The sequence below is a fragment of the Leptolyngbya sp. Cla-17 genome (assembly GCF_016807185.1).
GTDB lineage: Bacteria > Cyanobacteriota > Cyanobacteriia > Leptolyngbyales > Leptolyngbyaceae > ULC077BIN1.
The window spans coordinates 2,182,278-2,200,467 of sequence record NZ_JAEVYN010000001.1; the positions used below are offsets into that span (position 1 = coordinate 2,182,278).

Genomic DNA, 18,190 nt, shown 5'->3' on the forward strand with positions numbered 1-18,190 from the left:
CACTTAACAAAGCAATGTGGGATAAAAAGTAGAATCAATCGCTTCAAATTGGGTAGTGTTTAATTCATAGCGAATCGTTTGAATCTGAATGCCATCAGGCAGGTCTACTCGCTTAAATTCTATGCGTAGCTCAGGAATTACTTTCGGTGCATAAATTGCCGCTTGAATTGCCTGAGATTGCAAATCAAATTGAAAATAAAAAGGGAAGGAAAAAGGATTTCTAAACCGTAAATCTTTGTAGCCATACACTACAGTTGCATCTGAACCCAAAGGGGCAAAGCGGTTTTCTTCAGTATAGATATCTTTGGAATGAGGATGCCGCTCTAATGGAGTAATTCCAGCTTTTAAGATGAGGAAATAAATCAACCCCGACAGTTGGCATAATCCCCCGCCAATCTCTGCGGTAAGCTGATCTTTGGCAATTGCTCGTCCTGCCAGATAGCCTCTTTTGCGGCTGGGAGAACCAACTAAATGCCAAAATGAGAAGATTTGGTTCGGTGGAATAAGAACGTCTTGGATATGGGCGATCGCTAATGCCAAGTTGTGCTTTTTATTATCAGAATATTCTGTCGTAAAAATGGGTTGGGTCAGATGAATTTGAGGTTGAAAAAATTGCTTTTCTGAATCCAATAAGCGTTGAGCATGAATCAATTGATCAGCTTGCCCGGCTGACCAATCTAACCAATTCCTCTGAGTGACTTTGAGCTGTAATCTCCAGGAAGCCGGAATGAGTTGTTTCATGCAATATCAGGAGTTAGGTTCCGTCAAATAAATTGAGCGGCAAGTGCCCATAGGTTTCATTCACGTCTTCATCGTCAGCCGATTGGCAAGACACTAGCACGCCGCGATGAGTTCCGGTATAAATATCCAGGTGGCAGCGGTCGGTTTTGGGATTGAACTTGAGATAAACGGAGCCAGCAATTGCATCGGGCTGCGGACGAGCCGAGTATCCCAGAGCCGCAAGGTAGTGATGCAGGGTCGCGATCGCTTGAGAAGCGGTGTCTGCACAAATGCCAAAGATTTGATAGTCAGAGCGATCGCGAACCTGACATACAGCGGATCGAATTGCTTCTGAGGTTGGTATTTGGTCTGCGGGTACTTGTTCAATGCAAATAAACTGTCTTAAAAGCGTTTGAGCCGCTTCAAGATTCATCGGTAAAGGAGTAAACATTGATTCTCAAGCGGTGAAAATAAGGTGAAGATTTTCCTCATCATCCCACTATTCCTATTCAGGTTTATTCCGATTCATCCGTTTATTCCAACTCCTGGCAAAATAAGCGACTTATTGAGAATAATATGCAAGTAACTGATTATGCTGTATTCTATAACTACGCTATTGAATCTCTTTCGCAACTATGATTAGCACCATTTTAGAAAGTTGCCAAGTCCAACATTTAAACTTTCCTGCTAATTCCTGTGCATCGTCTTCTGACGGATGGGCATACTAGGCTCAACAACTTTTGAGGTTGGGTAAAACAAACCCTGCTCTGAGAAACGATCGCTAAACCTGTTATCAACACTAATAATTATTCGCATTAGTTTAAATAATGAATCCATCTAGCTTGATTACGTTAACGGTTCCAATTGGATCAGTTTCTCGCTGCGATCGCTGGCTCGCCTGTCAGCGCTTGCAAGACCTCAGCATTCCTTGCCAATGCCAGTCTGATGGCTGCTTACAGGTAGAAATCACTCATCCCATCGCCATCTTGCAACTTCGCAGCGTAGTCCAACAAATTACTGCAACCCGCTCAGAGCTTATAGACTGGCTAGAGCGATGCTTAGACTCTGATTTCTAAACCGCTTGTCAGTCACAGTTTGTCATTCGTATGTCTCCACTTAAACCATGAGCAAAAAACATAAGCAGGTCTCTGCATTTAGCCTTGAAGGACGCTTCCTCAGCTTTGTTTTAGAGGATGGCTATAAGATTAAGCGCTTGTGTGTGTCAACTGCGGAGGGTGAACTTTCCATTAAGCTTTCTAAGGAAGCCAGAGCATCAGTAAATGGTGTGCTGTCTCCCGGCAGTTGGATTGGGGTGTTTGGAGAACAAACAGTTGACCTAACAACGGGAGAAGTTAAATACAAAGCGTTTTCGATTAACCAGGCAGTTCTTGGGCAAGACAGAGAGTTGGCGGTAAATAGATCGGAGATGCTTCTGCCCACGAAAAATGCGGCTGAGAAATCTAAAGTGCATCCGGCAGCGATCTTAGTGTGTCAAAAGTCAGATTGCATGAAGCGGGGTGGAAAAGCGCTTTGTCAAGCATTGCAGGCAACCTTAAGCGATCGCGGCTTGCAGGATCAAGTAATGATTAAAGGCACAGGCTGCATGAAACAGTGCAAAGCAGGTCCAAACTTGGTTATGCCTGACAAAACTCGCTATAGCCGTATCACCGCGCGGGAAGTTCCTCAGATGATTGATCAGCACTTTCCCCCAGCGGTTCGTGAAACGATTCCTATGGGAATCGCGCCAGAGCATCCTGAGTCAACGCTCTTCCCAATGTCTTAAACAGATTTAGTGTTTATTCTGATCAATGGGCTATCAGTGTCTTCCAAATTTTCCCCAAAACTACTGTCCATTCCTGGGGTGAGGGTCATCAAATCTTCGATGTTGCGCAGCATCGTGGCACAAATGGTATCTAGCGGCAAATCGTTTGCATCATGTCCAAAAGGATTTTCAATTTCGATGCCAATTTCCTCGATGCCAAACAGCGTAAAGCTAATCAGCGCCACTACAACCCCTGTCCACCAGCCCAACTGACCCACCGTTTGAAACGGTAACGATAAACAGTACAACAGCAGCAACTGTTTCAAGTGGATCGAGTATGCCAATGGCATGGGCGTTTTAAGAATACGTTCGCAGCCGCCTAAACAATCTACTAAGCTATTGAGTAAATTCTGCATCGCTGTCAGTTGATAGCTATCGAAGTGTTGATAGCTATATTGATGCTGCAAATAGTCTCCAATCCAAAAGGCTATTTCCAGTGGCGGATGGTTCATTGTCTGAAGCTTGCGAAATTTGGCAGGTGCGATCAATTTTTCCACATCTGCGTCTAGCGGTTCCTGTCGGAGATGCTGCTTTGTGGCGATCGCAAACGCTATGAGTAATTTCAACGCCGCAACTTTACCTTCTCGATCATCTGGCTGTTTTACCGGAATCACGATCCACATGTGACGGGCCAAGTTGCGAATTGTATTCACAATCATTCCCCACAACTTTCGCCCTTCCCAAAAGCGCTCATATGCCGTATTTGTCCGAAATACCAGCAGCAGACCTAACACAATGTTAGGAATCAAACTGGCCAGGGTTGGCAGGGCTACGGGATATTTAAAGTAGGCAAAAGCAGAGATCAACACTCCAAATAAACCGCAGACGGTTGTGCGTCCTAAGATAGACGGAATGACAGAACCTTTAAGCTGAAATACCGTCCGGAACCAGTGTTTGCTTTCAATCATGAGCTAGGGAATAGAAGTTAGGCTTCAACGTGATTTGACCTGAGCAACCTTCGTGGGTACTTAGCCGAACAGAGTCTAGAAGAAGATGGGTTTCAAGTAAACAAAATATTTTTTGAGCTTGGGAGGAGCGCTTTGCATCTTCCCTCTGCCCACTATCCATGATCTATTTATTCTCTGTCTACATCCCTTTTTCTTACTCCTTTGCAACCTACACCCTTTTCAGAGTGCGTCACAGCCGTGCTCAACCTACCCTACGCGATCGCTGGCTTTTAATTCTCCATTCATTACTCCTTGCCCCCTTTCTCGTTACATCTCGTATCATGAGGGTAAAGCACAACACATTGCTCATGCTGACTCGGATTAAGGATATCGCTTCAAACTTAGCCCCTCGACTCATTGAAATTCGCCGCCATTTACATAGCCATCCAGAACTGAGTGGTCAAGAGAACCAAACAGCCGCTTATGTTGCTGGAGTGATTTCCTCTTGCGGGTTACAGGTCAAAGAAGGTGTGGGCAAAGTTGGAGTGATTGGAGAATTGCGGGGTGAAGGCAGCCATAGGCGATCTCTGGCAATTCGCACGGATATGGATGCTTTGCCCATTCAGGAGCGGACAGGATTAGAGTTTGCTTCCCGACAGATGGGCATCATGCACGCTTGTGGTCATGATGTTCACACGACGGTGGGATTGGGGACGGCGATGGTGCTTTCGCAACTGGGCGAAACTTTGCCGGGAAACGTGCGATTTTTGTTTCAGCCTGCGGAAGAAGTGGCGCAGGGTGCTAACTGGATGATCAAAGATGGAGCAATGGATGACGTTGCAGGCGTACTGTCGCTGCATGTGTTTCCGTCTATTCATGCAGGCAGGGTGGGAATCCGTTATGGGGCGTTAACGGCGGCAGCGGATGATTTGGAGATTACGATTTTGGGCGAGTCGGGGCATGGGGCGCGCCCGCATGAGGCGGTAGATGCAATCTGGATTGCTGCGCAAGTAATCACGACGTTGCAGCAAGCAATTAGCCGTACCCAAAATCCACTGCGTCCGGTGGTGCTGACAATTGGGCAAATTAACGGGGGACGGGCACCCAATGTAATTGCGGATCAGGTGAAGCTCTTAGGCACGGTGCGATCGCTGCATCCAGAAACGAGTGATGCTCTTCCCGATTGGATTGAGCGCATTGTAGCAGCAGTTTGTCAGCCCTATGGTGCCCGCTACGAGGTGAACTATCAGCGTGGAGTACCGTCTGTGCAAAATGATCTGGCTTTAACCCAGCTTTTAGAATCATCGGCCAGAGAAGCTTGGGGTGATAGCGGGGTTGTGATGATTCAGGAGCCATCATTGGGTGCGGAAGATTTTTCAATGTATCTCCAACATGCACCAGGAAGCATGTTTCGTTTGGGCGTTGGGTTTCGCGATCGCCACAATTATCCGTTGCATCATCCACAATTTGCTGTTGATGAGTCGTCGATTTTGACAGGCGTTGTCACTCTTGCCTACGCTGCATGGCAATATTGGCAGGACACTCCTGTCTAGGATGAAGGGGTAGCCTTGTTTCAAATGGACCAACAATTACGCTGGTATAAAATGTGGTCTATGATCAAAACTTGGTTATTTTGCAGATAGCGAACGATTCGGGAAAAGTAAGGCTAAGCAAAAATACAGTTACGCCATAGAGCTAGAAGTCCCACATGAAGATTCTAGTTAATCTGAGCGGTGGAGATTTTGCTCATACCGCTGGGCATTCTAAGCAAATGGTGTTTATTCGCTAACAACGGATGGTAGTTAGGTGAATAGGTTGGAACGCGAATTAGCAGAAATCAATCTGGAAGAGGGCGATCGCCGCTTTCGATCCTTAATTGAAAATGCCACCGACATCATTGTGATCCTGGATGAAACAGGTATCTTTCGCTACTGTAGCCCTTCCGCAGAGAGAGTGTTGGGCTATCGCCTGGAAGATGTCGATGGCAGACCCGCCGCTGATCTGGTGCATCCAGAAGATGTGGCCATCGTTATGCAAGTCCTACAAAACGCAGTTCAAAATCCACGCGTAAGGCAAGCCACAATCGAATATCGCGTGCGTCATCGTGATGGCTGTTGGCGTGCTTTTGAAGCCGTAGCTACTAGCTTGCTGGATGATCCTGCTATTCAGGGAGTCGTCGTTAATTGTCATGATATTACTGAACGCAATCGGGTAGAAGAAGCCCTGCGTGCTGCCAATCGGCAGATTGTCAACATTCTCGAAAGCGTCACGGATGCATTTGTTTCTTTAGACCGAAATTGGTGCTTTACCTATCTCAATCATCAGGCAGCACAACTGATTCAGCGATCGCGAGAAGAGCTACTTGGTCAAAACCTTTGGGAAACATTTCCCGATTTTATCGGCTCAATTCTAGATAAAGAATGCAATAAGGCTCTTTCTCAAACGATTCCAGTTAGCTTTGAGGAGTTTTATCCTTTTCTGCGAACTTGGTTTGAGGTGCGTGTTTTTCCCGCAGCAGACGGGTTGTCTTTATTTTTAGTAGATGTGACCGAGCGACGACATGCCCAGATCGAACTCCTAGAAATGAGTACTGCGCTAGGAAATGCCGTGGAAGGCATCGCTCGTTTAGATATTAAAGGGCACTATATTGCCCTCAACCGAGCTTATGCCGAAGGATTAGGCTACGAGCAATCGGAAATAATTGGCATGGCTTGGCAAGATACCGTTCATGCAGAAGATGTGGTGATCGCAGAAGCGAGCTATCAGCACATGCTGCTGCACGGTACCGCGGAGGCAGAAGTACGGGCAATTCGTAAAGATGGCTCTATCTTTTACAAAGAATTCATGATGGTTGCTGCCTACGATTGGTATGACCAATTGGTTGGGCATCACTGCTTTACACGAGATATTACTGAGCGCAAATTGGCTGAGGCAACTCTCTTGCAGCAGGCCGAACGAGAACGATTAATGGCAGGATTGGCGCAGCTTTCAGCCAGTATTTCCCATCGGATTCGTCAATCCTTAAACCTAAAAGAAATTTTGAATACGACGGTATCGGAAGTGCGCCAGTTTTTGATGGCAGACCGGGTCGTAATTTATCGGGGTCTTGCTAATGGCGATCGCATCGTAACGGCAGAATCGGTTCAGCCTAACTATTCTTCCATCTTGGGTTTAGTCATAAACGACACCACTTTCGGAGAAGCCCCTATCACCTATCGTCAGGGGCATCATGTCGTGGTGGATGATCAACAGCATCAATCTGCTGAACTACAAGCTTTTATGAAGCAATGGCAGATCCAATCTTTTTTGGCAGTGCCGATTTTGCACGGAAATGAACTGTGGGGTACGTTAGTTGCTCATCAGTGCAGTACGGTACGTTTCTGGGCAGCTTATGAAGTAGGGCTATTGGAACAATTGGCGATTCAGGTGGCGATCGCCATTCAGCAATCCGAGCTTTATCGCCAAGTGCGTCAACTCAACGCAAACCTAGAAGAGCAAGTGCGAGAACGAACCACCCAACTTCAGCAAGCACTAACCTACGAAGCAATGCTAAAGAGGATTACAGACTCCGTGCGCGATAGCTTAGATGAAGATCAAATTCTTCAAAATGCTGTCCAAGAGTTAGTGTTGGGGTTAGCAATTTCTGGATGTGATGCAGGAATTTACGACTTAGAGCAAGCGACTTCTACTATTCGCTATGAATATATTCGCTTTGACATCCCGGCTGCTAAAGGTTCCACCATTGAGATGGCAAATCACGTCGATTTGTACAACCAGCTTTTGCAAGCCCAATACTTTCAGTTTTGCCGCATCGGTGATGTCGGGATACGCCCCCTAGCGGGGATACACGCCGCTTTTGTCTGTCCCATTGTGGATGACCACAGCGTTATGGGTGATCTACGGCTGTTCAAACAAGCCGATGAAGCCTTTACAGACTTAGAAATTCGGCTGGTGCAGCAGGTAGCAAATCAATGCGCGATCGCGATTCGCCAAGCCCGTCTATATCAAGCAACCCAGGCACAGGTTACCGCCTTAGAAGAGCTTAATCATCTAAAAGATGATTTTCTTAGCACCGTATCTCATGAACTGCGGACTCCTATGTCCAACATGAAGATGGCAATTCATATGTTGAAAAACATAAACAGCCCTGAGCGGCAAAAGCAATATTTGGATATTTTGCAATCTGAATGCACTCGAGAAATTGACTTAATTAATGACTTGCTCGACCTCCAACGGCTAGAAGCATCTTCCTATCTGCTTAACCCCGTAGAAATTAATCTGCAAGCGTGCCTGATTCACTTGGTAGAACCGTTTAGATCACGAGCGCAAGAGCGTCAGCAAAATTTGCAAATTCGCATCCCAGCCAACTTGTCACCTATTATTGCTGACCAGCAAACTCTAGAGCGAGTGCTGGCTGAATTGCTGAATAACGCCTGTAAATATACTCCTCCCAATGGCGAGGTGATTTTGAGTGTGGAGCAGCTAGAAGATCTATCCTGCGATCGCGCCATTGACGATCGCACTACTGACATCGCATTGTTATTTTCCGTAGCAAATCAGGTGGAAATCTCAGCAGCAGAGATACCTCGAATTTTTGACAAGTTCTATCGGGTGCCTAATGGCGATCGCTGGAGGCAAGGCGGCACTGGTTTAGGGTTAGCTTTGGTGCAGCGGCTCGTGACTGAATTAGGTGGCTCTATTCAGGTCGAAAGTAGCCAGGGCTGGACAACCTTTACCCTTCGCTTAAATGCTTTGCTGGATACGACCTTCTCCATGTCATCAAAATAAACGCTGTTTATTTTACTTAAAACGCAATTGAGTGCAGGAAATTAGCGCTTCACAATTCATTATTTATGACTTGTGGTTGATCACGCATAATGCTCAGTGCATCTTGGCTTGGGCATATTTATAATTGCCTGCGTAAAATTTCTTAGATGTTTGTGAAGCTGACCAGAAATATCATAGGTTCTACCGTAGGGACATATTTTCCAATCCGGTTAAATCATAGATATTGTTCCGAACCGAGGATCGTCCCATGTTTTTAGACTTTAATCATGATGATTTACTTACCCTTGAGCAACAACGTGTAGAGCGGTTTCGTTCTTCTGTCCCTTCTTTATCGTTGTGCTTTCTGCATCTAAACCAAAACAACACGTTAGCCATTCATTGCGCTGAGCCTTGGATCGTTGATCAGCTACTTTACGATATGGAACAGCTTTGCTGGGATGCTTGGGTAATAACAGGGGCATCTCGCCTATCGATTCACTATGCTCAAGAAGAAATTTACGCTGCGAACACTCAAAATTTCGGCGAGTCCATGCGATCGTACCCCTCGTTAACTTGCTAGCCTGATATCTAAACTTCAGCCGTTTTTGCATCTTAAAAATTTAAAACAGGGCAGCATTGTCAAGAAAATACATAGAAATTTGTTAACTATCGTTTACAGATCAAAGAATATCGGATATTTATCTATCTGACTGCATATGTCAGTTACTCAAAAGTTAGGCAAAATAGTACTTTCAAGCCGTTGGTGCTTAGTGGTGGCGACCCCTCTAACAGGCAGCATTTAGGTTGTTGTTCCAGGTAATACATATGAATTCTGAAATTAGAGAAACTGAAATTCCAGTGGCAAGCACCCCCGATTTTACCGATCCTACCGTGCTGCCAATGTCCGATGAGCCTCTCCTTTTACCCCCCGGTGAACCCACTAGCGACGTTAATCAACAGCTAAATCAGATCGGAGAGCGTATCTCCACGTTTTTGGCTGGTTTGCCTGAGTATTTGTCTGAATTCTTTGGTGAATACCGTCGTCCTTTGATTACCTTGGGTCTAATTTTTAGCGGTATCTTAGCCGTTAAAATGACTTTGGCGCTTCTTGATGCAGTAGATGACATCCCGTTATTGGCTCCCATTTTCGAGTTGGTTGGATTTGGATATAGTGTTTGGTTTGTTTATCGCTATCTGTTGAAAGCATCAACTCGCCAAGAATTGGGGCTAGAGCTAGGAGAACTGAAAGACCAGATTGTTGGCAACTTGCCAAAGTAGTTGGTTATTAGCAACTTGCTTAAGTAGGCAGTTAAAGAGTAACTGCCATCAGTCAGCAGTCAAAAATTAAAAAGTCAGAGGTTAGATAAAAATCCGACCCTGACTTTTGCTTTTATTATTATTCTTTATTTTTTATTTCCTTCGTCTACTTCTACACTGACTTTCATTTCTAACAGTTGCATGGCTCCGAATTGGGTAGAGAGAGCAACATCGGTGGCGTCGCATCCATAGGCGATCGCGATCCGATTGCCGAGTGGTTCTTTTTGAGTAGCGTCAAAGGTGTACCAGCGACCCAATGTAGGAGATTCTGTGCGATCGCCTACATAGGCTTCAAACCAGGCATGGAGATCCATCGGATCAAGTTGATAGAGATAGCCCACGACCATGCGGGCGGGAATATTTAGACTGCGGCAGAGGGCAATGCCTAAATGGGCAAAATCACGACAGACCCCAACATGGCTTTGGGCGGTATCCATTGCGGAAGTTGAGGCATCGCTGGTGCCATAGCGATAGTCCACATGAGTTTGAATCCAATGCCGAATCGCTTCTACCTGGTCATATCCTGGTTCTGCATCGCCCACAATTTCTAGGGCCAATTCACCCATCTGATCAGACTGGCAGTAGCGGCTGGGCAACAGAAACCGAAGGACTTCTTCTGGCAAGTGCTGAATTGGCACAAAGGGTGCACCTGGAAACACATCAATCGTATCGGCGGCTTCAACGCAAGCAGTGGTGTGCAGCCGAAACGGGCCTGTTGGCACTACTAACCGCTGACACAAATTGCCAAAGGTATCGGTGTATTCAGTGACCAAAACATTGGGTTCAAGTAGGTAAGTTTCAGCCACTACCCATTGTCCCTGTCCACTTCGAGGACGCAGCATGAAAATAACCGGGGTGGGTTCGCTGGCTTCAAAGGAAATTTGACATTCGGCAGTCAGCCGCATACTCGCCTCCATGCACTCTGTTTAGGCTTGTTTTGTGGTTATAACGCAATTCTGAGACGCATTTTAGTCGATCGCTTTGGCTACTACTGTTCGATGACGGGGCGTGTTGCAGGTAATGGTGGGGCGATCAAATCCAGCGTCTGCGATCGCCTGTTCAATATCCAACGCAAAGTACTGATCCAAGTAAGGTTCGGTGCTTTTTAGCAGCGTCAAAATGTAGGGTGGCATTTTGGCATAAATCTCCGATTTAGGATTCATATCCATAATCGCTAGATGACCACCGGGACGCAACAAACGACGAGCTTCTTGCAAAATCGCGATCGCCGCTGTTTGAGGCAACTCATGAAACATGAGGCAAGTTGATACCAAATCATAGGAGGCGCTAGGTAAGCCTGTGGCTTCAGCGGTGGCATGAATCCATCGGGGCGTGGAAGGTGAAGCAGAGGGAGTGGGCAGAAAACGGGCTTGCACTCCGTCAGCGGTGCCCTGAGATCGCAACTGAGCACGGTGGCGCGCGATCGCCAGAAAATAGGGTGACAAATCGACCCCCGTAAGCTGTGCATCTGGAAAAGCAGCTTGGAGCGCAAATGTACTCATGCCAACACTACAGCCCAAATCCACAATGTCGCTGGGTTGTTCTGGCAACTGTGCTTTCATTGCATCATGATAGCTTTGGCGCAAACGCGAGTCTCCCGATGCGTCGCCTTCTGGCCAAATTCGAGCATGAACGGCGTGGGCAGCAACTTCCACTTCTAGGGCAGGCTCCCAGCCTAAGTTGCCTTCTTCGTAAGCGTGGAAGGACGTTGTGTAGTAGTCGGGATACTGCAAATTGGCATTTTGAACCGTAGCCAGATCAGCGCTCCAGTCGCGTGCCCTGAGGGTTGCCACTTCTTGTAGCCAGGGCACACCAATGTCATCCGCTCGTTGAATCATCATTTGACGAGCGCGATTTTTTGCCAATGCAGCGATCGGTTTAATCGCCAGAATGCCGTTGACTAAACGAGATGCGAAGCTGGGTGCTGAAACAGTAGCAGTCATAAAAATGAGATAAAACGATTGCAAATACCTAATCTCATTATCCAGCACGTAGCCCAGGCAAGCGACTAAGGACTACAATTATTTTTCTAGATCATAGTTCTCTACTCGCCCCACCATGCAGTCACACCTGAATCCTGATAACGGTCATAAGTCTTTTGAGTTGCCCGGTGCGAAACCTCACTACAATCCCGATCGCCCTGGGCAGGTAGAGCATATTTTTTTAGACCTAATCTTGGATATTCCCCAGCAATCCTACGAGGGAACTTGCAGCATTCAAATTAAGCCGGTTCGCAGTGGCATCGATCGCTTCACCTTTGATGCCGTCAACTTGATGATCACTGCGGTGACTGTGGCAGATACCCCACAGCGCTTTGACTACGATGGTGAACAACTGCATGTGCATCTTACTCAGCCAACGGAAGCTGGGAAAACCATCACCGTTGCGATCGCCTATCGCGTTGAAAAACCTCAGCGTGGGCTGTACTTCATCGCTCCAGACAAGCATTACCCCCACAAGCCCGTGCAGGTTTGGACTCAAGGCGAAGATGAAGACTCCCGCTTTTGGTTTCCCTGCTTCGACTATCCGGGGCAACTAGCAACCTCAGAAATTCGGGTGAAGGTGCCCAAAAATCTGATTGCCATTTCCAATGGTGAACTGGTGGAAACAACAGAGGCGGGCAACTCCAAGATTTTTCACTGGCATCAAAAGCAGGTGCATCCGACCTACCTGATGACCCTTGCTGTGGGTGACTTTGCCGAGCTGCGAGATGAGTGGCAGGGCAGACCCGTCACCTATAACGTGGAACCCGGCAAAGAAGCCGAAGCCCGTCTCAGCATGGGCAAAACGCCGCGCATGATTGAGTTTTTTAGCGAAAAGTATGGCTACACTTACCCATTTCCCAAATATGCCCAGGTGTGCGTTGATGATTTTATCTTCGGCGGCATGGAAAACACTTCCACGACGCTATTGACCGATCGCTGCCTGATTGACGAACGCGCCGCGATCGACAACCGCAATACCGAAAGCCTGGTTGCCCATGAGTTGGCGCATCAATGGTTTGGCGATCTCGTGGTGATCAAACATTGGTCGCACGCATGGCTGAAAGAAGGGATGGCATCCTATTCCGAAGTCATGTGGACGGATCATGAGTACGGTGCCGAGGATGCTGCCTATTATCTGCTCAATGAAGCCCGTAACTATTTGGATGAAGATGCATCTCGATATCGTCGTCCTATCGTTACCCACGTTTATCGAGAAGCGATCGAACTCTACGATCGCCACCTCTATGAAAAGGGAGCCTGCGTTTATCACATGATTCGGGCGGAACTGGGCGAGGATCTATTCTGGAAAGCGATCGCTCAATTCGTCAATGACAACGCCCATCGCACTGTGGAAACCGTTGATCTGTTGCGCGCCATTGAAACATCCACCGGACGCAATCTGCTGTTTCTTTTCGATCAATATGTCTTTCGCGGCGGACACCCCGATTACAAAGTCGCTTACTCGTGGGATGGCGACAGCAATCTTGCCAAAGTCACTGTCACCCAAACCCAAGCGAGCGACGGCAACAGCAAAGATCTGTTTGACCTGAAAATTGCGATCGCCTTTGGCTATGAATCTGAGAAACCCCTCAAACCCTTCACGGTGAGAATTTGCGATCGCGAACAAGCCTTCTACTTCCCGCTAGAACAAAAGCCCAGTTTCATCAGTTTTGATGTCGCTAATCCCACATTGAAAACCGTGGCGCTGGACTATCCAATTCCCGAACTTAAAGCCCAATTGCAGCATGATCCCGATCCGGTTTCTCGTATTTATGCCGCCGAGGCCCTGGCAAAAAAAGGGGGATTAGAGTCCGTTAAAGCCCTCACTGCTGCCTTCAAGCAAGAATCATTTTGGGGAGTGCGCGTGGAAGTAGTGAAAAATCTGGCAAGCATTAAGCTGGATCAAGCCTTTGCAGGAGTGCTGATTGGACTAGAAGATGCCGATGCTAGAGTGCGTCGCGCTGCGGTTGAAGCTTTAGCAACCATCAAAACCACAGACAGCTACAAAGCCTTAAAGCCAATTGTGGAGAAAGGCGACGCTAGCTATTACGTTGAAGCCGCAGCCATTCGTGCATTGGGCAGCATTGCCGGAACGAACCTGATGGATGCGAAAGAAGAAAAAATCTTGAAGCTGTTAAAGTCGGTGCTAAAAGAGCGGCAAGGCTGGAATGAAGTGGTGCGATCGGGCGCGATCGCTGCCCTCAGCCAAATGAAAACCTCAGAAGCAGCCCTGGATATAATTTTCGACTACACCGAACCCGGTATTCCTCAAGCCCTGCGACTCACTGCCATTCGCGCCTTAGGTGCGATCTCTAGCGGACAAACCAACGTCAACCTGGAGCGGATCTTAAACCGCCTCAAAGAACTCTCGCGAGAAAGCTTTTTCCTGACGCAAGTCTCTGTCGCTAACGCCTTAGGACAAATGGAAACGGCAAAAGCGATCGCGATTCTCCAAGGCTTGGCGGATCAAACCCCCGATGGGCGCGTCCGCCGCATCGCCGAAGAAGCCGTGCAGAAAGTCCAGAAAAACGCTGGATCAGACAAAGCCGTCAAACAACTCCGCACTGAACTCGATCAACTTAAACAGGAAAACCAAGATCTGAAAAGTCGTCTGGAAACCCTGGAAGCCAAATCAAAATAGGACTGCTCACACTGTGACCATTTCAGCTTTTGGATCAGGCGATGCTGGCTCAAACCGTATCTCAAATCGCGAATCTACTTAATGTAACTCGTCAGCGAATTCACGATCTAATTAAAAACGGTCAAATCGTAGTGAATTTTTAACAAGCATAAACACTTGTCAAGCAAATGCAATTTCTTTCACATTTAACACTGCAAGTAATCTCAAACTCAGCCGGCCACATTGATGCGTTTTGCGGTGCAGCAAGTGGAATGTAAACAATGATCGCTTGCAAACGAGCGATCGCAATAAACCTCTTTGAGGCTGAAACCTCGCAACACATCATTTCTGGGGAAAGCTTTGGGTTCAAGCTTAAACGGGATTCGCAGTTTTAAGGAAGTGCCCTAATAAATAGAGGGAGCCGCAGAGGACTACGAGATCCTGGTTGCCTGCTTGATGGGTTGCGGTTTTAAGCGCTTCCACGACATCGGAAAATGTATGGCATTGGGCTAAATTGGGGCAGATATTTTTGGCTAAAACAGCTAACTCGGCTGGTTCAGCGGTGCTGTGATCGGGGACAGGTACTAAGTAGAGCGAGTCGCGCGATCGCAACAACTCCTGAAACACATCCTCATGATCTTTGGTGGAGAGCATCCCCATCACCCAATGGATGTTAGCGCGCGCAGGATTCAAAGTATCTACAAACTCCCTCAATACCTTGGCGCTAGCGGGATTGTGGGCACCATCGATTAAAATCTTGTCTCCCTGCCAGGTAAACCACTGCAAGCGTCCTGCCCATTGGGTTTTGGCAATTCCATTGGCGATCTCTTCATCCGAAATTTGCCAGCCCTGCTCTCGCAATAGTTGAAGGGTCGCGATCGCGATTGCTGAATTGTGAAGCTGGATCGCGCCTTGTAACGATAGTGGATAACGAATTGTTTTCAGCAGATGCGCGATGCTACGCTCCTCCGGATTGCCTGAGCTTGCCTCTATTTCATACTCTTCAACGCCTCGATATTCAGCCCAACCATTGCCTAGATCTTGTGCCGGCTGAGCATAGTTTGCCACACAGCCTAACTCTGTGGCTCGCCGATGAATCATAGATGCAGCTTCGGGAGGCATTTGCCCGATGACCGCTGAACAGCCCGGTTTCAAAATGCCTGCTTTTTCCCAGGCAATGTCTGCCAAAGTCGGACCCAATCGCTGCCAGTGTTCGCGACTGATCGAGGTAATAATACTCACGAGGGGATAATCGCATACATTAGTCGCATCCAGTCGTCCCCCCAAACCCACTTCCATCACTGCCACGTCCACTTCCTGCTGAGCAAAGTAGAGCCAAGCTGCTGCTGTGATGACCTCAAACTGGGTCGGTGGCAAATCATCGGGCTGAATCGCAGCAACCACCTGCTGCAAGATTGATTCCAGCGTTTCGGGAGCGATCGCCTGATTGTTTAAGCAAATACGTTCCGTCCAATCGATCAAGTGGGGTGAGGTATACCGCCCAACGGTATAGCCCGCTTCGGTCAGAATGGTAGACAAGTAAGCACAAACCGAGCCTTTCCCATTGCTGCCTGCCACATGGATGATGGGTACTTGCTCGTGAGGGTTGCCTAAATTTTTGAGGAGCTGCTGAATGGAATCCAGCCCCAGCCGAACGCCAAAATGGCTAAAGGATTGAAGAATTGCGTCGATCGCCAAGGGACTAAATCAATAAAAGAGTACTAGCCTACAGGGTACAGGATGCAGAGGGCAGAGTGTGGAGTCAGGAGTAATCCCATTTCAGATGAAGGACTGCGTAATCGGTTTCTATAAATATGTAGCAGTTCTCGCTCAAATGCAGTACAACTAGCTTTCTCGACTTCTGATTCCTTTAAAGTGGAATTGATGAAGCATTACTAAAGGACGACTTTCAAAAAAATTTATGCAGAAACTTTGCAAACAGATTTTTCGCCTGACAGATCATACCTTTGACGGTTAAATTCATAGGAGTCCAAATTTAAGTACTGCGCGTCTTGGTTCATATAATGCCTGAACCGTTAATTGAACTGAAGGGAATCTCCAAGGCGTTTGGAGAGCAAATTGTATTAGACTCCGTTGACTTAACCATTTATCGAGGGGAAGCTCTGGCAATTGTGGGTCCTTCTGGTACAGGTAAATCAACGATTCTTAGGATCATGGCTGGTTTGCTCGCACCGGATGAAGGAGAAATTTGGGTGCAGGGGAAACGCCGTCAAGGATTAATTGAAGATTCTGAAGATCCAATTGGCATCGGCATGGTGTTTCAACAAGCGGCGCTGTTTGATTCCCTTACAGTGGATGAAAATGTCGGATTTCTACTGTACGAACATTCCAACCTGTCTCATCTAGAAATTCAGAAATTAGTCAGCCATCGATTAGAAATGGTTGGGCTTGCTAACATTGGCGATCGCTACCCAGCACAACTTTCGGGGGGGATGCGTAAACGGGTGAGCTTTGCCCGTGCCATTATGGCAAATCCAGCCAATCCAAAAGACACGCCAGAAGTGCTGTTATACGATGAACCAACAGCGGGGCTTGATCCAATTGCTTCTACTGTGATCGAAGATTTGGTGCGTCAGCTCCAACAGTCGCAAGGGGGATGCAGCACTTATGTGATGGTCACTCACCAAGACAGCACAATTCGGCGGACGGCAGATCGGATAATGATGCTATATCGCGGCAGAGTACAGTGGGAAGGCACGATTGATGAAATTGATACAACAGACAATCTTCTAATCCGCCAATTTTTTAGTGGAAAGGTAGAAGGACCGATTCAAGTAGCAGGTTAATCATTGTGTGAGGGCAGCGTATGCGATCGCGAACAGTGCGAGAAGGTTCAGTAGGCTTGCTGATTTTGGCAGGCATCAGCTTATTTGTTGGCATTGCTTTATGGCTGCAAGGCGTGCAGTTTGGTAAACGGAGTTTTAAGATTTTCATTGAGTTTGCGAATACAGTCGGGCTACAGGTGGGCGCACCTGTGCGCTATCGCGGGGTGAACATTGGCAAAATTGTGGGGATTCGCCCTCAGCCCAACAAAGTCGAAGTTGAGGCAGAAATCTCTCCAGCCAACGCTCTGATTCCCAAAAATGTGATCGCTCAAGTGAACCAGTCGGGTTTAATTAGCCAAACGGCGATCGAACTTACGCCCTTAACCCAACTACCTGCTAGCGTCAACACCACTCCCTTGGCTAAGGATTGTAACCAAGGGCTAATTCTGTGCGACCAAGCCCGATTATCAGGCGAACCAGGATTCAGTATCGACGAACTAGGGCGTGCTACCATACGATTTGCCAATCTGTATACTGATCCCAAGTTTTTTGCCAACGTCAATGGGGTCGTCAAAAACACCTCAGTTGCCGCTGCCGAAATTGCCGCCCTCAGCCGTGAGTTTACTATGCTCACAAAGGACGCCCGTTCAGAACTCAAGAACCTGTCATCGTCCACTCAAGCGATTACTCAAACCGCCAATCAACTCAGTGCCACGGCTGCTCAGGTGAATAACCTTCTGTCAACTAACCGAGCAACCCTAGTTTCCACCCTAGATAACCTGAATGCCACTAGCGGCGACCTACGGGTTTCGATTGGCAAACTCGGTACTGTGCTAGGAAAGGCTGAGCAAGGTGAATTTATCCAAAATCTAGAAACGCTTTCTACAAACGCTGCCAGAGCTTCGACTAATTTACGCGCCGCGAGTGATGCTCTCAATAGTCCTGCTAATCTGCTGGTGCTGCAACAAACGTTGGACTCGGCTAGAGCCACTTTCCAAAATTCTCAAAAAATTACCGCTGATTTGGATGAATTAACTGGAGATCCAAAGTTTCGGAGTAACTTAAAAAATCTGGTCAATGGATTGAGCGGTTTAGTGTCTTCAACCCAACAGCTTCAGCAACAAACCCAGACTGCCCAAATCCTAGCCCCGATCGCGGCTTCTCTCACTCATCCTGCCCAAGCTCCTCAGCCTGATCCTAAGCCTACTACTATCGATACACTGCCTAGCAAAACCTCTTCTCCGCAATTACCAGAAGGTATCCATCAAGAGTGAAGCGTCAGGGCA

15 protein-coding genes are annotated in these 18,190 nt (G+C 47.4%); 9 read left to right on the forward strand and 6 right to left on the reverse strand.

Annotated features, from left to right (window positions below; genetic code table 11):
• Window positions 1-3 precede the first annotated feature (3 nt).
• Complete coding sequence (locus JOY44_RS09760) at window positions 4-741, reverse strand: VanW family protein (RefSeq protein WP_171573389.1); 738 nt, start codon at window positions 739-741, stop codon at window positions 4-6.
• Window positions 742-754: 13 nt separating this feature from the next.
• On the reverse strand, window positions 755-1,171 hold the full coding sequence (locus tag JOY44_RS09765) for a DUF1824 family protein (RefSeq protein WP_171573390.1): 417 nt from the start codon (window positions 1,169-1,171) through the stop codon (window positions 755-757).
• Between the two features lie 376 nt (window positions 1,172-1,547).
• Between JOY44_RS09765 and JOY44_RS09770 the strand changes: the two genes are divergently transcribed.
• Both JOY44_RS09770 and JOY44_RS09775 read left to right on the forward strand, forming a co-directional pair.
• Complete coding sequence (locus JOY44_RS09770; RefSeq protein ID WP_171573391.1) at window positions 1,548-1,796, forward strand: Asr1405/Asl0597 family protein; 249 nt, start codon at window positions 1,548-1,550, stop codon at window positions 1,794-1,796.
• 47 nt (window positions 1,797-1,843) lie between these two features.
• Window positions 1,844-2,503: a (2Fe-2S) ferredoxin domain-containing protein gene (locus tag JOY44_RS09775; protein ID WP_171573392.1), complete on the forward strand. Its 660-nt coding sequence runs from the start codon at window positions 1,844-1,846 to the stop codon at window positions 2,501-2,503.
• Here the strand turns inward: JOY44_RS09775 and JOY44_RS09780 are convergent.
• Complete coding sequence (locus tag JOY44_RS09780) at window positions 2,500-3,450, reverse strand: bestrophin family protein (RefSeq protein ID WP_171573393.1); 951 nt, start codon at window positions 3,448-3,450, stop codon at window positions 2,500-2,502. The genes JOY44_RS09775 and JOY44_RS09780 overlap by 4 nt on opposite strands.
• Before the next feature lie 347 nt (window positions 3,451-3,797).
• On the opposite strand from JOY44_RS09780, the gene JOY44_RS09785 reads away from it, so the two are divergent.
• From JOY44_RS09785 to JOY44_RS09800, 4 genes are all read left to right on the forward strand, one after another.
• On the forward strand, window positions 3,798-4,982 hold the full coding sequence (locus tag JOY44_RS09785) for a M20 family metallopeptidase (protein WP_171573820.1): 1,185 nt from the start codon (window positions 3,798-3,800) through the stop codon (window positions 4,980-4,982).
• Window positions 4,983-5,244: 262 nt separating this feature from the next.
• Entirely contained in the window at window positions 5,245-8,217 is a 2,973-nt protein-coding gene (locus tag JOY44_RS09790; RefSeq protein ID WP_171573394.1) for a PAS domain S-box protein, read from the forward strand.
• 247 nt (window positions 8,218-8,464) lie between these two features.
• Window positions 8,465-8,776 (forward strand): hypothetical protein, encoded by a 312-nt coding sequence (locus JOY44_RS09795; protein ID WP_171573395.1) that lies wholly within the window; start codon window positions 8,465-8,467, stop codon window positions 8,774-8,776.
• A 245-nt stretch (window positions 8,777-9,021) separates the two neighbouring features.
• A complete protein-coding gene (locus tag JOY44_RS09800) occupies window positions 9,022-9,474 on the forward strand; it encodes a CAAD domain-containing protein (RefSeq protein WP_171573396.1) in 453 nt (150 codons plus the stop codon).
• A 125-nt stretch (window positions 9,475-9,599) separates the two neighbouring features.
• Here JOY44_RS09800 and JOY44_RS09805 read toward each other — a convergent pair whose 3' ends face one another.
• On the reverse strand, window positions 9,600-10,418 hold the full coding sequence (locus JOY44_RS09805; RefSeq protein WP_171573821.1) for a transglutaminase domain-containing protein: 819 nt from the start codon (window positions 10,416-10,418) through the stop codon (window positions 9,600-9,602).
• A gap of 63 nt (window positions 10,419-10,481) precedes the next feature.
• Window positions 10,482-11,456, reverse strand: a complete 975-nt coding sequence (locus tag JOY44_RS09810) for a class I SAM-dependent methyltransferase (protein ID WP_171573397.1) — start codon at window positions 11,454-11,456, stop codon at window positions 10,482-10,484.
• A 115-nt stretch (window positions 11,457-11,571) separates the two neighbouring features.
• Between JOY44_RS09810 and JOY44_RS09815 the strand changes: the two genes are divergently transcribed.
• Complete coding sequence (locus JOY44_RS09815) at window positions 11,572-14,139, forward strand: M1 family metallopeptidase (protein WP_171573398.1); 2,568 nt, start codon at window positions 11,572-11,574, stop codon at window positions 14,137-14,139.
• Between the two features lie 351 nt (window positions 14,140-14,490).
• Here the strand turns inward: JOY44_RS09815 and JOY44_RS09820 are convergent, their stop codons facing one another.
• Window positions 14,491-15,816, reverse strand: a complete 1,326-nt coding sequence (locus JOY44_RS09820; RefSeq protein WP_171573399.1) for a bifunctional folylpolyglutamate synthase/dihydrofolate synthase — start codon at window positions 15,814-15,816, stop codon at window positions 14,491-14,493.
• Window positions 15,817-16,142: 326 nt separating this feature from the next.
• Between JOY44_RS09820 and JOY44_RS09825 the strand changes: the two genes are divergently transcribed.
• Both JOY44_RS09825 and JOY44_RS09830 read left to right on the forward strand, forming a co-directional pair.
• A complete protein-coding gene (locus JOY44_RS09825) occupies window positions 16,143-16,925 on the forward strand; it encodes an ABC transporter ATP-binding protein (protein WP_171573400.1) in 783 nt (260 codons plus the stop codon).
• 20 nt (window positions 16,926-16,945) lie between these two features.
• Window positions 16,946-18,178, forward strand: coding sequence for an MlaD family protein (locus tag JOY44_RS09830; RefSeq protein ID WP_171573401.1), 1,233 nt, complete (start codon window positions 16,946-16,948; stop codon window positions 18,176-18,178).
• Window positions 18,179-18,190 lie beyond the last annotated feature (12 nt).